Below are 19,107 nucleotides of genomic sequence, written 5' to 3' on the forward strand. Positions count from 1 at the left end.
CCGTAGCTGTGTACAGATCGACCGGGGTCGATTGAAGCGATTGATCGCGGCAATCCCGACAGCTAACCTTGAAGACGGCCGCGCTCCAGTGCGGCCGTTTCCTTTTGATGGAGGGCCGCGACCTTGGCTGATGATGACAAGGACAGCAAAACAGAAGCCCCTACCGCGAAAAAGAAGAGCGACGCTGCCGAAAAAGGTAACCTGCCCTTCTCTCGCGAGCTGCCGCTTTTTGCGACGGTCCTTGCGACCTACGTCTACCTGATCTTCTTTCTGCCGAGCGGTCTCGGTCGGGTCGGCGATGCGCTCAAGGACATTTTCGAGCAGCCCGATCAATGGAAGATCGAGACGGGACCCGACGTTCTCTCGCTGTTCGTCCATCTTGGCTGGGTGGCGGCCGCGTTGCTGGCGCCGGCAATGATCCTGTTCATGACATTCGGCCTCATAGCATCGATCGCGCAGAACCTTCCGGTACCTGTGCTCGAGCGCATCCGTCCGCAATTTTCGCGAATTTCGCCAGCCAAGGGGTGGTCGCGCATCTTCAGCCTTCCCGGCCTGATCGAATTCGGCAAATCGCTGATAAAGATCCTGATTGTCGGCATCGTAATGTTCTTCGTCCTGAAGAGCGAATATTTCGGCGCCATCGACGCCATGTTCTCCGACCCGGCGACGATCTTTACGCGCATGATGTCCGCGATGCAGAAGATCACCATCGTGGTGCTGATCGCGACGGCGGTGGTGGCAATCGCCGACTTCTTCTGGACGCGCTATCACTATTTCAGCGAACTGAAGATGACCCGGCATGAAATCAAGGAAGAAAACAAGCAATCGCAGGGCGACCCCTTCGTCAAAAGCCGCCAGCGATCCCTCATGCGCGATCGCGCCCGTCGCCGCATGATCGCCAACGTACCGCGCGCCACCCTGGTCATTGCGAACCCGACCCACTATGCCGTCGCGCTGCGCTACGTCCGCGAAGAAAACGATGCGCCTATCGTCGTTGCCAAGGGGCAGGACCTAATTGCTTTGAAAATCAGAGAGATCGCGGAGTCGAGCGGAATTCCCGTTTTCGAAGATCCGCCGCTTGCGCGCTCCATGTTTGCGCAAGTCTCGGTGGATAGTGTCATCCCGTCAGCATTCTACAAGGCCGTCGCCGAACTCATTCATCGGGTTTATGCGACGCAAGCCAAGAACCAACGGGTACGATAACCGAATGAAAAAATGCCCATACTCTGCCCAGCGTGAAAAAATTCTAGCTGAAGCAATCAGCCCGGTCGCCACTGAGCTCCGACTTCTGGACGCTTCCGACCTGATCTCGATCCTGCGCTTTGAGTATTACGGCAATCTTTCCGATCTCGTCTCTTCGGCCGCCGAAATGTTTTTCCACCCCGGCACGGTCAACTTCGGCCATGGCGGCAGCTATACGCTGGAGTGGGGTGGTAAGCCGGAAGTGGTGATCGATCTCGAAATCAAGCCACAGGGCGTCACCGTGTATGCCCAGCTGACACTGGCAGCGGAGCACGCCGGCATCGAGATCAACCACATCGCCTTTGAGAACCCCTCAAACGATCCCGACGAAAACACCGCTTTCCTGGAGCGCAGCTTGCATGCGGCGCGGTTCAACGTCGATCCGCTCCAGGCCCTGGCAAGCTAAGCTGTCAAATCTTCAGCTGATGTAGCCGAGGCGGATCGCCTTCGCGATGGCCTGTATTCGGTTGACCGAATCCAGCTTGATCGTGGCCGAGCCGAGATAGGCATTGACGGTGTGGACCGACAGGCCGAGTTTTTCCGCGATCTCGTCACTAATCCGACCGTCGCCGGCCAGCTGCAGGCAGGCGATTTCGCGTTCGCTGAGCGCTTCAGCTGCGGCGACACGCCGTTCATCGAGCGACAACAGATCGATCAGCACATGGCACGCACGACCGTGGAGCTCGACGATGACATCACCCGGCGGATCGAGATCGTCGCCGGTGAAGATAACGAAGCCGTTTCCAATCGCGCCCAGGCGCACCGGAAAGGCCATGCCGGAAAACGGCACCAGGCCATCCTGCAGCTTCGCCATGAACGGAACGATCCCGGCGGGGCCAGGCAGCGCGCGATCGTGCCCACCAGCCCAGGCGAGCGGCAGCATCGACTTCTCGAGATGATCCAGGAGCGCTTCGCCGTGAGCGTCCACGAAGGCCTTGCTGAAACCCGCATTCGACGGGCCCCAGTTTTCCAGTTCGCAGACGAGCCGCTGCTTCGCCGGCAGGCCGGCGCCGCTGATTCGGTAAACCGCGAAGTTCTGCGCGTCAGCCAGCTTCTGCATGGCAACCAGGCGAGGAAACAGATCCGATCGGCTGCTTACCTTGTTGGTACGCATCGGACGCCCGGTATCGGAATTTCCCAGCGACCTGCCCGTTGGATGTGCCATTGCGCCGTTCCTCTAAACGAGATTGTTTCGAACCGCGAACGCTATCGCTTCGGAACGAGTTTTGGTTGCTGTCTTGCGCATGACGCTGGTGATGTAGTTGTTGATGGTATTGCGGGAGATGCCGAGGATCATCGCAATTTCATCACTGGTCTTGCCTTCGGCAATCCAGAAGAGACATTCGAGTTCGCGGTCGGTGAGTTCGAAATCACGATCCGACTTCGAGCCGCCACAGTTCAGGAAGCTGGTAAAGTAGGCCGTCAGCAGGCCCACATCTCTCAGCCGTTCCTGAGACAGGATGAAGCCGTCGTCGAAGAGGAACATCAAGGCAAGGCGCGAGCGGCCAAGGTTGAACATCAGCGAACAATATTGCCGGCTGGCACCGTCCGGTACGTCAGCGTTATCGGGCAGTTGCGCGAAATGCGGCTGGAAGAGCTGCATGCATTTTTCGAGCTCGGTGGCCCTCGCAAAGCCGCCGACGAAGGTGCCGGCCAGATTGGTTACCAGATCGAACGGCCAGTCCGACGACACCACGAAGTCGAGTCCAGCTTCCTGCACCAGGTCAGCGCGGGCAAGAAGATAGTGCGACGCTCCTACGTAGTCCGTCAGGGCGCGAAGCCCTGGCTGCAACCTGCCCGTGCTTGAAATCTCGCAAAGCTGGCTGATCAATTCCTCGCGCGATGACAGGTTTGCCGAGGCGATGCCCACAAAGTTTCCCTTGTGTGTATCGCTCTTGAGCGCCTGCAATATGTGCATGTCCATTGACAAATCCTGCGGCTGAGGAATTACGACAGATCCGCGGCGTCTTCTACAGAAATACACCCTAGCCGCGAATCATCCAAGATTACGACAACGGAGGAAATTCACCACCTCCGAGTTCTTGGGATTTACATTATCCGCATTTCGTGCGCCGATTCGCACGCTGATTCCATATCTTCAATGAATGCTAAAATTAAGATGATTCTGGCCTTTCTGGCAATACGATTCGCGTCAAACGCGAGATAGCGCCAATCGGCCGGAGAAAATCACGACAAAAGAAAAAGGCCGGTTTCCCGGCCTTTCTTTTATGCGGCGTTTTCGACCGCCCATTTTCGAAGAATTTTTGCTGCGCGTTCTTCGTTGATTTCCACCATTCGGGCCAGCTTGCGTTCCGGGCCTTCCTTGACGCGGCGATTGAAGTTGCCGTCGTCGTCGCCCAGGCTGAGCAGGTCTTCGGTGCTGTCGAAGCCGAAATCGGATCCGAAGCCTTCCATCAGAGCGCCACCGCCGCCAGCACCGACAGCCGGTGCGAAGTCCGGCAGTTCCAGGCCGGCGCTTTCCGGCGAGGTATCGCCACCGATCGCTGCGCCACCGGTCATGCTGCGGACCATCGGACGGAGACCCATCCAGACCACCAGGAAGGCGACCGCAACGAAGGCAAGCGAATTGATGATGCCGGCGAGGTTTCTGCTCAGCATATCCATGACGCGAACGCCGGAGCCGGTGTCTTCGAGAAGCTGGTTGTCCAGGAACTCCATCGCCGTGACGGTAACAACGTCACCGCGGGCGGTGTTGATGCCGGCAGACGAGGAAACGATCTTCTGCATCTCCGCGAGATAGGCGTCGATCTTCGCCTGGTCGACCGGCTCGCCGACCATCTTGGCGATGCGACCCTTGTTGACGACAACGGCAACCGACAGCTTGTCGACTTTGTAGCTGTTGCGGGTGGTAGCGGTCGTCTTGCTGTTGATCTCGTAGTTGGTCTGCTCTTCCTTCTTGTCGGACTTGTCCTGCGATTCCGGACCATTGTTGCCGCCGGAATCAGGAGCTGCCTGAGGAATGTTCTGTTCGACCGTCGTGGCGTTATCGGACTGCTTCTGCTGCGACTGGGACGCTTCCTTGGTCGTGCGAACCGAGCGTTCCACCTTCGATTCAGGATCGTAGACCGTCTCCTGAATCTGCTGACTGTCGGTATTCAGGTCCGCCGTGACGCTGGAACGGAAGTTGTCCATGCCGAGGAACGGGGCAAGAGCCTTGTCGATGTTGGATTCGACCTCGTCCTGAACGTTCTGGACGATGCTGAGCGAGCGGTTCAACGAACTGTTGCCCGCCTCATCGCCCGAAGCGAGCAGCTGACCGGCGGAATCGAGAATGGTCACGTCGCCGACATCAAGGCCGGGGACTGCCGAGGCGACAAGGTGACGGATGGAGGTTGCGGCGTTGCGGCCTGTGGAGGCGCTCGCGCGGATCATGACGGAGGCAGTCGGCTTCTGCTCGGCACGGCGGAAGTTCCCGGTTTCGGGCATGACGATGTGGACGCGCGCTGCATTGATGCCTGAGATGGACTGGATCGTGCGGCCAATCTCACCTTCAAGTGCGCGAACGCGGGTGACTTCCTGCATGAACGAGGTCAGGCCCAGCGAGCCGACGTTGTCGAAAAGCTCGTAGCCGGCGTTGGCACTGTTCGGCAGGCCACGTTCGGCGAGCAGGAGGCGTGCCTTTCCGGTCATGCCGGCGGGAACGGTGATACTGGTTCCGTCAGTGCCGACCTGAAAGGCGATGTTTGCTTCGGCGAGAGCGATACTAATCTGGTTGAGATCGGGCGCATCAAGGCCGACATAAAGCGATTCTTGCGCGGGTTTATTGACCATAAGCGCCGCGCCGAGCACGAGAGCAATGGAAACGACACCCACACCGGCTAACGCCAACAGGCGATTCCGCCCTAGCGAACTAAAGTTCTTAATAACCTGAAGTAATTGATTTAACAGATTCATTCTGTTCTCGCACGATCGTCACAGACATAGCAGGCTTATTGCCTCATTCGACAATACGAGCCGAAACTTGTGCGAGCGTTTCCTACGAAGGTGCGAGATTGGTGCCGGTCAGAAAAAATCGAAGTCGCCGGCGGCCTTGGCGAGAGGCTGGGAATGGGCCGGATGTATGCTGCCGCGAAGCGCACGCTGCATTTCACTCAGCTTCACGAGGCTGAGTGCCGTTGCCACGTCAACGGTCCAGTCATGCGAGATTTCATTGGTGATGTTGTCAATGAATTCGGCCAGGCCGCGGGTTTTCTGCACTGCGAGGTCGATCCCCTGCATCACCTTCATGCTTTCAGGCGAGTTCAGAAGCGTGGCGCCACCGCCCAGTTCGAGAAGCTGGGGCTCGATGCGCTCGATGAGGTAGGCGACGTCATGCAGTTCCGCGACGACACGGGTCAGAATTTCAGGCAGCGCTTCCACCGGCGACGACGGCTCCACAACGGTAGTCAGGGTCATTCACAATCCTCGCCTCAGAAAAATTCAATGCTAGTTTCGACGGGCTTCTGCGGAGCAACCGGCCGCTGTTCCAGAGCGACAGTCCTCTGCGTTTCCGCGCCAGTCAGGGGGTATTGCCGTGCGCGCCCGGAAACCGGCCAGAATTCAAGCTTGCGGCCGTGGTCGCCACCGGTGCTCGAACCGACGACGGGGATGCCTTCGTCCTTCAGGAACTGCACGGCAAACTGGGCATTCTGCTCGCCGACATTGGAGAATGTCGAGATCGTCTTTGCCCCGCCGAAGATCTTGGCCTCCAGGCGGTCGCGGCGCGCGCCCTGCTTCAAGAGGCCGTTGATCAGCAGTTCCATCAGATGGACGCCGTAGCGGGTGGCATCGCCACCGGTCATCGGCGTATTTCCAGTACCGGGCAGCAGGAAGTGATTCATTCCTCCGATGCCTGCCACAGGATCCCTCAGACATGCAGCCACGCACGAGCCAAGTATGGTCGTCAAGACCGCGTTCGGATCATTCAGGACCTTCCATTCGCCCTGGATGATGTGAACGCGGCGGGCCGCAACCTCGACATTCATTTCAATGCTCCAAATACGGCTTCGATCGCCGCCTTCATCTTTTCGATGGTGAACGGCTTGGCGAGAACGTTGTTGGCGCCCAATGCCGCAGCCTTCGTCACCAAGGCGCGGTCGCCCTGGGCGGTGAGGATGATGAAGGCCGCCTTCTTGGTCGCCGGATTGCTGCGAACAGCCTGGAGCAGGCCGAGGCCGTCCATCTTCGGCATGTTGAAGTCCGAGATGACCAGGTGGTGGGGCTGGGCGGCCATGATCTTCATGCCCTGCTCGCCGTCGCCGGCCGAGGTGATCTGTTTGAAGCCGAGCTGGGTCAGCGCGTCGCTCAGCAGCAACCGGCTCGTCACCTGATCGTCAACGATCAGGACCTTAATTTTCTCTGCAATCGACATTAGTCAGTTCCTTCCTTTCGGGCGGCAGTCATTTTCAAGATTTCTTCGCCGATGGCGTTCAGCGGCAGCTGATGTTCCACGGCTCCGAGTTCGTAGGCGACGCGCGGCATGCCATACACCACGCAGGTCTTCTCGTTCTGTCCGAGAGTGCGTGCGCCGGCATGGCGCATTTTCAGAAGACCGGCGGCGCCATCGCGTCCCATTCCGGTCAGGATGACACCGACGGCATTGCGGCCGGCAAGTTCGGCGACCGAATCGAACAGCACGTCGACGGACGGCCGGTGGCCGTTTACCGGATCGCGCTCGACCAGCCGGCAGGCTGGCGCCGAGGCGTTCGTGACCTGCAGGTGACGTTCACCGCCGGGTGCCAGATAGATCTTCCCGATCTCCAGGCGAGCGCCATCGGTCGCTTCCTGCACTACCGGTGCGCAAAGGCGATTGAGCCGCTCGGCGAAGCTCTTGGTGAAGGTCGGCGGCATATGCTGCGTAATGACCGTCGGCGGGCAATTGGCCGGAAACTTCTGCAGTACGGCGATCAATGCTTCGACCCCGCCGGTAGACGACCCGATGGCAACGATCTTGCGACCGACACGGAAATCGGCAACGGCCGGTGGCGGCGCGGCAGGAGCCGGCTGGGTGTACTGGCGCCGCTGCGAACGCGCGGCCGCCTTCACCTTCTCGGCGAGATCGCCGAAGGGGCGCGCATCACCGGGCAGTGGCTTGCCGACGCAGTCGAAAGCGCCGATCTCGAGCGCCGCCAGCGAGGCATCAGCACCGCGATGCGTTAGCGTCGAGACCATGATGACCGGCATGGGGCGCAGCCGCATGATCTTGTCGAGAAAATCGAGGCCGTTCATGTTGGGCATCTCGATGTCGAGCGTCACAACATCGGGATTGAGCTTCTTGATCGCCTCGCGTGCCTCGAGCGCATCGCCCGCCTGGCCGATGACGCTGACCTCGGGGTCAGCGCTCAGCACAGCGGTGATCAGCCCGCGCATGGTCGCCGAATCGTCGACGACGAGAACTCTGGCTGGCGCGCTCATGCCTTCCTCCCGACGCCCTTGGTCGTGTAGCGGTAGGTGGTGATGCCAATGTTGTCGAAGACATTCTTGGCATCACCGGAGACACGCTCCGAGTGACCGATATAGAGATGACCACCCTCGGGCAGCAGCTCTGCAAAGCGCGACCAGATCTTCATCTGGGTCGGCTCGTCGAAATAGATGACGACGTTGCGACAAAAGATGACGTCGAACTTGCCCTTGAACGGCCACTGGGCCATCAGGTTCAGCTCGTTGTAGGTAATAAGACGCTTGACCCGGTCATCGACCTGGAACTTGCGGCGCCCCTGCACCTCGACTTCGCTGAACCACTGCTTGCGCATCGCCGGGGATACGGTTTCCAGCGCGTTTTCGTCGTAAGCACCGGCGCGAGCGATGGCCAGGATCTTCGGGTCGATATCGGTCGCCAGGATCTTGAAGTCGTAGTCGGCGATGTTCGGCATCATTGCCAGCACGGTCAGCGCGATCGAATAAGGCTCCTGCCCGTCGGACGAGGCGGCTGACCAGATACGGACGCGGCCGCCCATCTTGGCACGCTGCAACAACTCCGGCAGCACGTGATCACGCAGGTGCTCGAAGTGGTGGTTCTCGCGGAAGAAGCGCGTGAAATTCGTCGTCAGATGCGACAGCATCTCACGGCGCGGAGCAGCCCCCGCCGGCGATGATACCAGCGCGCAATACTCCCGGAAGCCCGAGAGGCCGAGATTGCGGATGTGCTTCGAAAGACGCGAGTAGACCAGCGATGCCTTGGTCTCGTTCAGGAAGATCCCCGCATCCGAGTAGATCATCGCGGCAATTTCCGTGAGGTCGCGGCGCGTCAGCGGGTATTCGCCGTTCGCCAGAACCTCATCGGGGTTCCCCTGCCTCATGTCTTTTGCACTCAGGACATTCATGCAGCTTCGCTTTCCGTTTCAGGGAAGATGGCTTCGAGTTCGAGTAGGCAGATCATGCGCTTGTCGATCGCCAGAACACCGCGAGCGAACTGGCGCTGTAGCTCAGATGCGATCTCCGGCGTCGGCTGGATGCTGTCTTCGGCGATGGTCAGAATATCGGACACGGCATCGACCAGCAGACCGACGACCTTGCTGTGCACCTGCGCCACGATAATGACGTGGCGCGGGGTGGTCACAGCCGGCTTCATGCCGAGACGCGCCGACAGATCGATGATCGGCAACACTGCACCGCGCAGGTTGATGACACCCTTCATGTAGGAGGGCGAGTGCGGCATCGCCGTTGCCGGCGTCCAGCCGCGAATCTCGCGCACCGACATGACATTCACGCAAAACTCCTGATCCCCGACGCGGAACGCGATCAATTCGCGATCCCTTTCGTTCAGATTTTTCACGGCATACGACATTATCTTATCCCACTGCTGCCAACGATACTTCCTGCCTCAATGCCTGCCCGCGGGACGCACCCACGACGGCATCGACGTCAAGAATGAGCGCCACTCGACCATCGCCGAGGATGGTCGCGGCAGCGATACCCGGGACGTGGGTGTAGTTCGCCTCAAGGCTCTTGATGACGACCTGGCGCTGGCCCTGGATCGCATCGACCATGAGGGCGCGCTGTCCGCCGCCTTCGGATTCGACGAGGAGAGCGACACCTTCGACCGGGTTGGCCTGGGTGGCACGGAAGTTCAGGATGCGACCGACATCGACCAGCGGGCAGAAGCTGTTGCGGATCGAAATCAGGCGATGGCTGGCGCCGAAGGAGTGGATCGCGGACGCTTCCGGCTGGAGCGTTTCGACGATTGCCGTCAGCGGCACGACCAGGGTCTGGCCGGCAACGGTGACGACCATGCCGTCGAGAACGGCGAGCGTCAGCGGCAGGCTCATTGTAAAGACAGAGCCCTGCCCCGGCCGCGAGGTGATGTTGATACGACCGCCGAGCGCCTGGATCGAGCGCTTGACGACGTCCATGCCGACGCCGCGTCCGGAGATGTCGGAGATCTTGTCGGCCGTGGAGAAGCCCGGCAGGAAGATCAGGTTGTCGATTTCCTCATCCGTCAGGTTGGCATCGGCCGGGATCAGCTCGTTGGCGATCGCCTTCTGCTTCACCTTCTCGCGATTGATACCGGCGCCGTCGTCGGCGAGCTCGATCAGGATGCGACCCGAGCGATGTTTCGCGGTGAGGCGAACGGTGCCTTCGGTGTTCTTGCCGTTGGCAGCGCGCTTTTCCGGGGTCTCGATGCCGTGGTCGACGGCATTGCGGATCATGTGGGTCAGCGGCTCGGCAAGCTTGTCGATAACCGTCTTGTCGACTTCGGTGTTTTCACCTTCCGTGATCAGGCGGATCGACTTGCCGGTCATGTCGGCAATTTCGCGGACGATACGCGACATGCGCTGGAAGACCGGCTTCACCGGCTGCGCGCGGATCGCCATGACCGAGTCCTGGATCTCGCGAGTGAGCTGCTGCAGCTCTTCGAGGCCCATGTTGATCGAGGATGTGCCGGTCGTGTCGTTCTCGATGACGCTCTGCGACAGCATCGCCTGGTTGATGACAAGCTCGCCAACGAGGTTGATCAGGCGATCGACGCGATCGAGGTCGACACGAATCGTTTGGCCGGCACTCGCGGCTGCGGCGGCCGCGTTGTTCTGGGCGGCGGCAGCAGCGCTTGCTGCGGTTTCCTTCTTCTCGACGCGGGCAGCGGCGGCAGCCATCTGCGCAACGTTCGAGGCGGTTTCAGCGGCAGCAACCGCTGCGGCGGCATCCGCCTTCGGCGCTTCGACCGGGGCTTCAGCGGCGCTATCGTCAAGGATCGACAGGTCGAAGGGAACCGGGATCATCGGCAGCTCTTCGGCTGCAGAAGCGCCAGCTTCGGCCTCAGCGGCAGCGACTTCCAGTTCGCAATCCCATTCGGCAAATTCGAAAACCGAACGGATGGCGTCTTCGCCCTTGTCCGTCGTAAGCGTGATGTTCCAATGGAAGTAGGCGGCTTCCGGATCGATTTCGTCGAGCCCGGGCAACGCATCGGCATTGCAGTTGACGCGCATTTCGCCAAGACGGCTCAGATCGCGCAGCAGCAAGGTGGCGTCGTTGCCCTTGGAGTAGAGATCCGAGCGCGGCTTGAAGGTGATCTTATAAGACGGCGCTTCCGAAGCCGGTGCTTCCTCGTCGCCGAAATCGTCGAAGGAGAAAGGAATCGGCTGGAAGCCGCTCTCATCCGTCGGCTTTGCTGCCGGGGCAGCAGCCACCGGTGCGGCGACAGGTGCCGGCTTGGCGGCAGGAGCTTCCGCAACAGCAGACGGCAGCTCGCCGTTTGCCAGTGCTTCCAGCTCCTTGACCAGACCGCGGCTGCGGCTTTCATCGACGCTGCCGCCATCTCGGGCAGCGTTGGTGAGATCCGCCAGCACGTCGGCCGACTTCAGCATGACCTTCAGGACATCCTGCGTCGGCTCAAGCTTGTTGGAACGAACGCAATCAAGTGTGGTCTCGAAGACGTGGGCGAAGGCAACGAGATCGTCCAGACCGAAGGCGCCAGCGCCGCCCTTGATCGAGTGGACGGCACGGAACACCGCGTTGACGGTTTCCGGGTCGCGATCGCCATCATTCATTTTCAGAAGACCAGATTCCAGTTCAGCGAGCTGCTCCTCGCACTCCTGGAAAAAGATCTCTTTGATTTCGTTCATATCCATAAGGAAAAATCCTGGGGTTAAGCGGTTACGCGCTCAATGGCATCGATCAGCTTGGCAGGGTCGAAAGGCTTGACGATCCAGCCGGTTGCGCCGGCCTGGCGTGCGCGGTTCTTCTTTTCCGCGTCGCTTTCGGTCGTCAGGACCAGGATCGGGATTGCGCGATACTTGTCGTTGCGGCGAACACCTTCGATGAAGCCGAAACCGTCGAGACGCGGCATGTTGATGTCGGTGACGATGACGTCGGGGTTGGATTCTTCCAGAACCTCAAGGCCCTCGATGCCGTCTTCCGCCTGGATCGTCTCGAAGCCCGCATTGTTGAGGGTCACGAGAAGCATGTTCCGAATCGTCCGTGAGTCATCCACGGTAAGCACTTTCTTCTTCATTGCCGGATCTCCTTGGCGAGCAGATGGTGGATGTCGACACCAATCAACTGCATGGTTTTCTGAAACGCGTCCGAAACCTTGGTGAAGGTGAACGCCAATTTGTCCTGGTCCCAGGTCTTGGCGGCAGCCATCAGAACCTGTGCGCTGAGCGCGCCGACCCGTTCCACAGCGGAGGCATCGATCGAAACGTCGCTGCCCCGCATCCCCAGAAGCTTGTCGCGCAGAGCGGTCGCCTCGTTCAGATCGAGGACGGCCGCCAAACTCAGCGCCTTCCCGGTTTTCTTTGCTGCCATCAGCTTTTCCTTGTTCCCTCGTTTGCGTCCAGCGAATGTGAGCCGCCGTCATATCTCATGCGGTTAGTAAACATTCCGCCCACCTCCGAGGCTCGCCAGAGGCTGACCGAAGCCGAAATCGCTCTCGTCTTCATCGACAGGTGCCTGCGCGGGCGCGGCTTGAATGGAGTAGGATGTCGCGAAAGCTGGCGCCGGCCGACGATCTTCCTCGGCGTTCCGCCGGGCGATGCGGAACTCCCTGATGGTCTGGCCGAGTTCGACGATGACGGTGTGCAGATGATCCGCACCCGCAGCGGACTGCATGGCGGCTGCCGCGCTCCCGGCGACCTGCGCGCCCAGCCCTTTCACGTCCGCGGTCACGGCATCGAGACCCGTCGCGTGCTCGCCTGCCTGGCTTGCGACCGTGGCGATGGCGGCGTTGATTTCGGTAACCTGGCGGACGATGCTGCCGATCGAATCCTGCGTGCGACCGACCATCTGAACGCCGGCGTCCACCTGCGATTTGGTCGTGCTCACCAATGTCTTGATTTCACGCGCGGCGTCGGCCGAGCGCTGAGCAAGCGCGCGGACTTCCTGCGCGACGACGGCGAAGCCACGACCGGAATCGCCGGCACGTGCCGCCTCGATACCGGCGTTGAGGGCAAGCAGGTTCGTCTGGAAAGCGATCTCATCGATCGCGCCAATGATCTGTCCGATGCGTTCGGCGGACTTTTCGATGTCGGCCATCGCCGTGATCGCACGGCCAACCACTTCGCCGCTTTGCTCGGCGGCGGCACGGGTGGCGGCGGCGGTCTGCTCGGCGGCACGGCTTCCGGCTGCCCCGAGGCGGACACGCTCGGAGAGATCAGCGAGAGCGGTGGCGGAATGCAGCAACTGTTCGGCCTGCTCGGAGGCGTTGCCTGCAAACCGGCGGTTTTCCTCGCCCAGCGTATGGACGGAGGTTTCCGCCGTTGCCGTGCGTTCGCCGATGGCAACGAATTCGGACTGAAGAACGTCAAGAGCGCCGTTCAGGGCTTCGCCGATGTCGCGATGTGCGCTCTCCTGCCCGACCGCGGCACGAACGGTCAGATCGCGCGCGGCAAGACCACGGATGACGTCGGCAAACATACGGGCGACTTCAGCCTTGTCGCTGCTGCGCTGGTCGGCGAGCTGACGCTGCTGCGAGGCGCGCAACGCGTTGAAGCGCAGCGACACTGCAATCTCGACATCCACCATGACCAATCGGATGATCGCCGTCATCAGCTCGGCGATTTCGCGAGAGCGGCGTTTGGCGCTCGGCAGGAACGGCCGTCCTGCAAGCTCGCTCGCCAGTCCGGCAATAACATGCTCGAGTACGACACCGTGGCCGGCAACGTGCCAGCGCGGGTCGAGGCCCATCTTGCTTTCAGAATCCGACAGTACCTTGACGCGCTCGGCGTAGAGGCTGTCGAAGCGCGCATCCGTCAGGACATCCCAATGGGATGTCTGCAGATCATGCAGGCGCTCGACCTGCCGTTCGCTCTCGAAGTTGCGGGCGGCATCGGGGAACGACTGGAAGCGCTGGAAGAGATCGCGAAGGCCGGACGTCAGGTGTTCCTGGAGCTCTGGCCGGTGGCGTCGGACCATCTCGCACTGGTCGGCATCGAGGCCGGCAAAACGCAGGCGGTCGCGCAGGCTGCCTGCCTGTGCCCCTCGAGCCTGATCCGATGGCAATTCCTGCCCCAACGCCTGTCCCCAACCACGGTCCGGGCGGCTGCCCGGCTGAAATTCTTGTCTGCACGACAGGCTTGCTGCGGGGCGACAGCAAAACCGGCAATCGCCGGCGGCTGAAGCCTCCCGATCAGTGCATTCGTGCAAAACTGCTTGAGAGATTGATACCGGATCGACCCGGTACGGCGGTTCGGCTTCATGCCTGGTGGGGACGAGCTACTCTTCCCATTCCGACGTGTAGTGCAATGTTTATGGTTAATTCCTTGCGTGAAGGTTAATGCACATTTTATGAATACGCGCTTTCGGGACAACGCGAATAACCATCTATGAATTACTGGGCTTGCGTTGCACGGCTGCTACAAGTTCGAAGCAAGCTTTGTGCTATATCCCCGCCAAATCGCGACATGACGTCAAAAGGATTGAGCAATGATTGTTCTTGGACTGGGCTCCTGCCTGCTTGCCGTTGCAGTGCTTGCGGCAGTTACTCTTCTCGATCGTATCGAGGCCGCCCGCGGCGCCATGTCCCTTCGCGTCCTTTGAATTTCGGTCATAAAAGAGTTGTAGCGACAGTCCCTCCCTTTGGGTCGCAGCTGTGGCAAAGCCTCATGAAGACCCGCTCAGCTTAACGGAATTCCAGAATATGTCCGCGCGAACAGGTCTGTTCATCGTCTTCGGTTTTACCCTGTGGCGCATCGTGATGCTTCACTTCGACACCACCGATCTGTTCGTCGATGAAGCGCAATACTGGCTCTGGTCTCAGAATTTCGACTTCGGCTATTACTCAAAACCGCCGATGATCGCCTGGGTCATTCGTGCGATGACCGAAATGGCGGGATCGTCCGCGATTTTCTGGATCCGTCTCTGTGGTCCGCTGATCCACATGGCAACGGCGCTGGTGCTGATGAAGATCGCAAAGCGGTTCGTCGGCCCGGAAGTCGAAGGCTGGACAGCCGCAACCTACATCACCCTGCCCGGCGTTGCGCTGTCTTCGGTATTCTTCTCGACCGACGTCGTGCTGCTGTTCTTCCTTGCTGTTGCGCTGTTTGCCTATTTCGGCCTGACTAGGCAACGCTCGGTCGCGCTGGCGCTTGCGATGGGCGTCGCCTTCGGTTGCGCCTTCCTTTCGAAATACGCCATTCTATTCGTGGTCCCGGGTGGCTTGGTGGCGCTTTTGCTGCTGCCGTCGGCGCGCATCGGCTGGCGAGACTTCTTCATTTCGGCAGTTGCAGCCATCGTCGTGGCGTCTCCGAACCTGTGGTGGAACGTCACTCATGACGCCACGACGGTGAAGCACACGACCAGCATCGCGCATTGGAGCACGATGGCGATCGATTTCCGGGGCGGCGTTGAGTTCTTCCTGGCACAGTTCGGTGTCGTCGGCCCGATCGTGTTCTTTGCCATCCTCTGGGCGGTGTACCGGAGCCTCAGGGGCAAGAGTAGTGCGTTCGAGAAGCAGTTAATCTGGCTTTCGGTGCCGGTCGTGCTTCTTATCACGTTCCAGGCGCTGATCGCCAAGGCCTACGCCAACTGGGCCGTCACGGCCTATGTCGCCGGAACGATCCTCGCTGTCTGGCTGCTCAATCGCGAATGGCCGAAGGGATTGCGGATCTCGCTCGGCATCAACGGCGTCGTCAGCATTCTTTTCCCGCTGGCAACCGTGTTCGCTCATCAGCTCGTGCTGCCCAATGGGGCGGAAGTGATGAAACGCTACCTGGGGCGCAGCGAGATCAGCCGCGAGGCTGGTGACCTTGCACGCCAATCCGGCACGACGATCATCGTCAGCGACAGCCGCGACATGCTTGCCGACATGTTCCACACGCTGCGCGACCAGCCGCTGCGCATCTACGCGCGACCGCAGGCAGGGGCTCCCGACAATTACTACGAACAGACATTTGAAATGCCTGCTGACATTGCCGAGGATGTCCTGCTTGTGACAACGCGCCCGTTCAAATGCGTGACCGAGCCTGTGGCTGTCAAATCCTGGCAGCCGAGCGACGGCTATTATCGCGGCAAGACCATTTACGCCTACAAGGTGCCACCAAGCTGCCTTAAGTCCGGCGGATAGCTGGCATATCGCTTCGTTTCGACCCGTTCGGATGCGGATGCACCCCGACACCGGGCCCGTTTTCCATGGGCGAGCGGGAAATCGCGACGGGCGCGCTTGACCGCCTGTCCCAAGTGCATCATGACAGTGCACCCTATGAAGTCGAGGCCGAGGCTGGTACAATCCGGCGCGAGGAAACGCCTTCTCCAGAAAAAGAACGAGAGAATTTTGCGCCGTTGAGCCGGTTCGAGATCGAAAATCATGACGATTACGAGATGAGGCTCGCCGCGCGCCGCATGACCGGTCGTGTTGCCGTTTCTCTTGCGGTTGCGATCTTCGCCTATCTCGGCCTGCTCTTCGGCGGCAACTTCGTCATCGGCCCCACCCGCGGACCGAACGCATTTTCGTCCTCCAGCAAGGACAACCAGCCGCAGCAGATGAGCGCGCGCGACGCTGTGCGCGGAATCCTGACGGCTGATCGCAAGATCGCGTCGAAGTCGTCGGCTTACGATTCCGGCGATGCGGCCTTTGTTGCCCTCCCTCCCCTTGAGCTTGCGCGGAGTGGCAGCCTGCTACTGGCCGCGCCTTTCCAGGCAGCGCTGCATGCGCGCGACGCCAAGTCCTACGACTCGCACGGACCACCTGTAGCGGCGGCCTGACAAAGCGCGCCTTATGCGCTCTCCATTGCTTTTAAGACACGCCGCCTGCGCGAAAAGTGCCGGCACAAGCGTTATCAAGGATAAACAACAATATGCGCAATTCACCATGGCTGGTGTTCACCTATACGGTGATCATTCTCCTCGGCATTCTGATTGCTTTGCCGAATGCACTGCCGCAATCCACCCTCGACCGTCTGCCCTCGTGGCTGCCGCACAGCCAGGTCTCGCTTGGTCTCGACCTGCGTGGCGGCTCGCACCTTGTTCTCGAAGTCGATGAAGCGGACCTGACCCGCGAGCGCCTGCAGTCGCTCCTTCAGGATGCTCGCCGCGTGCTTCGTGAAAAGAACATCCAGACGAAGTCTGTCGTCCGCAACCAGAACCAGATCGTCGTGACCCTGACCGATCCGGCCCAGAGCGACGAAGCTGTCACGCAGCTCAAGACCCTCGGCAATGCGATCGCCACCGGCCTCAGCGCCGGCCAGTCCGATCTCTCGGTGACGACCAATGGCGGCAATATTCTTGTCGCGTTCTCGCCGGCCGGTATCGCCGCCAACGTCGACTCCGCCGTTCAGCAGAGCCTTGAAGTCATCCGTCAGCGCGTCGACCAGGTCGGCGTTGCAGAACCCACCATTCAGCGTATCGGCGGAAACCGCGTTCTCGTGCAGCTTCCGGGCGCACAGGATCCATCGCGCCTTCGCCAGCTTCTCGGTTCGACCGCGAAGATGTCCTTCCACATGCTCGCTCCGAACAACCAGCCGGGACCGGGCGTGACGATGCTCAAGGACGAGCAGGGCAACAGCTATCCGGTTCTCGATCGCGTCGAGATCTCGGGCGACCGCCTCTCGGATGCCCGCGTCAGCTTCGACCCGAACACGCATGAGCCTGTCGTCAGCTTCCGCTTCGACAGCGCCGGTGCAACCCGCTTCGCCGACATCACCCGCCAGAACGTCGGCAATCCGTTTGCCATCGTTCTCGACGACAAGGTGCTGAGCGCGCCCGTCATCCGCGAACCGATCACCGGTGGCTCCGGCCAGATCTCCGGCAGCTTCTCGGCTGATAGTGCAACGACGCTTGCCGCCATGCTGCGCGCCGGCGCCCTGCCCGCCAAGCTGACCGTCATCGAAGAACGTACCGTTGGCGCCGACCTCGGCGCGGACGCCATCCGCATGGGTATCTACTCGGGTCTCGTCGGCTTCGTGCTCGTCGCTGCCTTCATCTTCATCCTTTACGGCAAGTGGGGTTTCCTTGCGAACTTCGCGCTGCTCATCCACACGATCCTGACCTTCTCGGCACTCACGCTCGTCGGCGCAACGCTGACGCTGCCAGGTATCGCGGGTGTCGTTCTCGGTATCGGCCTTGCGGTTGACGCGAACGTTCTCATCAACGAGCGCATCCGCGAAGAAACGCGCAAGGGCAAGAGCGCCTTCGCTGCAATCGACACCGGCTTCCGCCGCGCCTATTCGACGATTATCGACGGCAACATGACGGCGCTGATCGCAGCGGCGATCCTGTTCTGGTTCGGCACCGGCCCTGTCCGCGGCTTCGCGGTCACCATGGCGCTCGGCCTGATCATCTCGATGTTCACATCGGTTGCCTTCGTTCGCGTCACGATGATCGAGATCACCCGTCGTCGTAAGCTCAAGGTCCTGAACATCAAGCCGCTCATCCCGATGATGTTCAACCCTTACGGCCGCCACATCCAGTTCATGAAGGCTCGTTTCTTCGGTGTGACGGTTTCCGCGCTTCTGTCGATCGCCTCCGTCATTCTCTTCATCCATCCGGGCCTCAACTACGGCGTCGACTTCCGTGGTGGTATCCAGATGTCGGTGAAGACCCAGGAGGCCGCCGATCTCGGCCACTTCCGTGAAGGCCTGAACAGCCTTGGTCTCGGTGAAGTCTCCCTGCAGTCCTATGGCGACAACAACACCATGGCTGTGCGTGCGCAGCGCCAGGAAGGTGGAGAAGAAGCCCAGACGGCGGCAGTCGAAAAGCTGAAGGCGGAGATCATCAAGATCGATCCGTCGGCAACCGTGACCGGCACCGATGTCATCGGCCCGAAGGTCAGTGGTGAGCTTGCCTGGGCCGGCATCCTGTCGGTCGTCATCGCAAGCTTGGCGATGCTTGCCTACATCTGGGCACGCTTCGAATGGCCGTTCGCCGTCGGCGCGATCGTCACGCTGATCCTCGACGTCACCAAGGCTATCGGCTTCTTCGCGTTGACCGGACTGGACTTCAACCTCACGGCGATCGCTGCGATCCTGACGCTGGTCGGCTACTCCGTGAACGACAAGGTCGTCGTCTATGACCGCATGCGTGAAAACATGCGCCTCTACAAGTCGATGCCGCTGCGCGAGATCATCGACCGGTCGATCAACGAGACGCTGGCACGAAGCCTCTATACCAACGCGACGGCGTTCCTCGCCCTGTTGCCGATGGCAATCTGGGGCGGCAGCGCGGTCTCGAGCTTCGCGATCCCGATGGTATTCGGCATCCTCGTCGCCGGTGCGTCGTCGATCTTCATCGCAGCACCGATCCTGCTCTTCCTCGGCGACTGGCGCCGCCGCCACGCCAAGGCGGCAGCACCTTCCGACGCCAAGCAGGAGATCCTTGCTCCCGAGGCCAGCGAGCCCCGCAAGTCGGCCAGCTGATAGGAAGTTGACGAAACGAAATTAATACGGGCGCCGGTTGCAGAGCCGGCGCCCGCTTTCTATTCTCCGCCGCCTTGGGGTT

The 19,107-nt window shown here is 60.6% G+C and carries 18 protein-coding genes; 5 read left to right on the forward strand and 13 right to left on the reverse strand.

What is annotated here, in order from left to right; genetic code table 11:
* Positions 1 to 123 precede the first annotated feature (123 nt).
* Both flhB and QTL94_RS01495 read left to right on the forward strand, forming a co-directional pair.
* Complete coding sequence (flhB, locus tag QTL94_RS01490) at positions 124 to 1,203, forward strand: flagellar biosynthesis protein FlhB (protein ID WP_065689487.1); 1,080 nt, start codon at positions 124 to 126, stop codon at positions 1,201 to 1,203.
* Between the two features lie 4 nt (positions 1,204 to 1,207).
* A complete protein-coding gene (locus tag QTL94_RS01495) occupies positions 1,208 to 1,648 on the forward strand; it encodes a BspJ family T4SS effector nucleomodulin (RefSeq protein ID WP_065689486.1) in 441 nt (146 codons plus the stop codon).
* 12 nt (positions 1,649 to 1,660) lie between these two features.
* Here the strand turns inward: QTL94_RS01495 and visR are convergent, their stop codons facing one another.
* The 13 genes from visR to QTL94_RS01560 form a co-directional block, all read right to left on the reverse strand.
* Positions 1,661 to 2,407 (reverse strand): transcriptional regulator VisR, encoded by a 747-nt coding sequence (gene visR / locus QTL94_RS01500; RefSeq protein ID WP_065689485.1) that lies wholly within the window; start codon positions 2,405 to 2,407, stop codon positions 1,661 to 1,663.
* A 12-nt stretch (positions 2,408 to 2,419) separates the two neighbouring features.
* Positions 2,420 to 3,166, reverse strand: coding sequence for a transcriptional regulator VisN (visN, locus tag QTL94_RS01505; RefSeq protein WP_065689484.1), 747 nt, complete (start codon positions 3,164 to 3,166; stop codon positions 2,420 to 2,422).
* Positions 3,167 to 3,468: 302 nt separating this feature from the next.
* Complete coding sequence (gene fliF / locus QTL94_RS01510; protein ID WP_065689483.1) at positions 3,469 to 5,157, reverse strand: flagellar basal-body MS-ring/collar protein FliF; 1,689 nt, start codon at positions 5,155 to 5,157, stop codon at positions 3,469 to 3,471.
* A gap of 108 nt (positions 5,158 to 5,265) precedes the next feature.
* A complete protein-coding gene (locus tag QTL94_RS01515) occupies positions 5,266 to 5,658 on the reverse strand; it encodes a DUF8776 family protein (protein WP_289800347.1) in 393 nt (130 codons plus the stop codon).
* 14 nt (positions 5,659 to 5,672) lie between these two features.
* Complete coding sequence (gene cheD, locus QTL94_RS01520) at positions 5,673 to 6,227, reverse strand: chemoreceptor glutamine deamidase CheD (RefSeq protein ID WP_065689481.1); 555 nt, start codon at positions 6,225 to 6,227, stop codon at positions 5,673 to 5,675.
* Positions 6,224 to 6,613, reverse strand: a complete 390-nt coding sequence (locus tag QTL94_RS01525; RefSeq protein WP_065689480.1) for a response regulator — start codon at positions 6,611 to 6,613, stop codon at positions 6,224 to 6,226. Before QTL94_RS01525 ends, cheD begins: the two co-directional genes overlap by 4 nt.
* The gene (cheB, locus tag QTL94_RS01530; RefSeq protein WP_065689479.1) at positions 6,613 to 7,656 is read right to left on the reverse strand and encodes a protein-glutamate O-methylesterase CheB; all 1,044 of its coding nucleotides are present in this window, start codon (positions 7,654 to 7,656) and stop codon (positions 6,613 to 6,615) included. The genes QTL94_RS01525 and cheB overlap by 1 nt, the downstream gene beginning before the upstream one ends.
* Entirely contained in the window at positions 7,653 to 8,564 is a 912-nt protein-coding gene (gene cheR / locus QTL94_RS01535) for a protein-glutamate O-methyltransferase CheR (protein ID WP_113520229.1), read from the reverse strand. Before cheR ends, cheB begins: the two co-directional genes overlap by 4 nt.
* The gene (locus QTL94_RS01540; RefSeq protein WP_289800348.1) at positions 8,561 to 9,028 is read right to left on the reverse strand and encodes a chemotaxis protein CheW; all 468 of its coding nucleotides are present in this window, start codon (positions 9,026 to 9,028) and stop codon (positions 8,561 to 8,563) included. Before QTL94_RS01540 ends, cheR begins: the two co-directional genes overlap by 4 nt.
* Positions 9,029 to 9,032: 4 nt before the next feature.
* Positions 9,033 to 11,309: a chemotaxis protein CheA gene (locus QTL94_RS01545; protein ID WP_289800349.1), complete on the reverse strand. Its 2,277-nt coding sequence runs from the start codon at positions 11,307 to 11,309 to the stop codon at positions 9,033 to 9,035.
* Positions 11,310 to 11,326: 17 nt separating this feature from the next.
* Entirely contained in the window at positions 11,327 to 11,692 is a 366-nt protein-coding gene (gene cheY1 / locus QTL94_RS01550; RefSeq protein WP_065689475.1) for a chemotaxis response regulator CheY1, read from the reverse strand.
* On the reverse strand, positions 11,689 to 11,985 hold the full coding sequence (locus tag QTL94_RS01555) for an STAS domain-containing protein (RefSeq protein ID WP_289800350.1): 297 nt from the start codon (positions 11,983 to 11,985) through the stop codon (positions 11,689 to 11,691). Before QTL94_RS01555 ends, cheY1 begins: the two co-directional genes overlap by 4 nt.
* 63 nt (positions 11,986 to 12,048) lie before the next feature.
* Entirely contained in the window at positions 12,049 to 13,689 is a 1,641-nt protein-coding gene (locus QTL94_RS01560; protein WP_289800351.1) for a globin-coupled sensor protein, read from the reverse strand.
* Between the two features lie 625 nt (positions 13,690 to 14,314).
* Here QTL94_RS01560 and QTL94_RS01565 point away from each other — a divergent pair.
* From QTL94_RS01565 to secD, 3 genes are all read left to right on the forward strand, one after another.
* A complete protein-coding gene (locus QTL94_RS01565; RefSeq protein WP_289800352.1) occupies positions 14,315 to 15,739 on the forward strand; it encodes a glycosyltransferase family 39 protein in 1,425 nt (474 codons plus the stop codon).
* Positions 15,740 to 15,804: 65 nt separating this feature from the next.
* A complete protein-coding gene (locus QTL94_RS01570; protein ID WP_354666050.1) occupies positions 15,805 to 16,377 on the forward strand; it encodes a hypothetical protein in 573 nt (190 codons plus the stop codon).
* A gap of 92 nt (positions 16,378 to 16,469) precedes the next feature.
* Positions 16,470 to 19,025, forward strand: coding sequence for a protein translocase subunit SecD (gene secD / locus QTL94_RS01575; RefSeq protein WP_289800353.1), 2,556 nt, complete (start codon positions 16,470 to 16,472; stop codon positions 19,023 to 19,025).
* Positions 19,026 to 19,107 lie beyond the last annotated feature (82 nt).

Origin of the sequence: Rhizobium sp. S96, from assembly GCF_030382195.1 — a bacterium.
Taxonomy (GTDB): Bacteria; Pseudomonadota; Alphaproteobacteria; order Rhizobiales; family Rhizobiaceae; genus Rhizobium.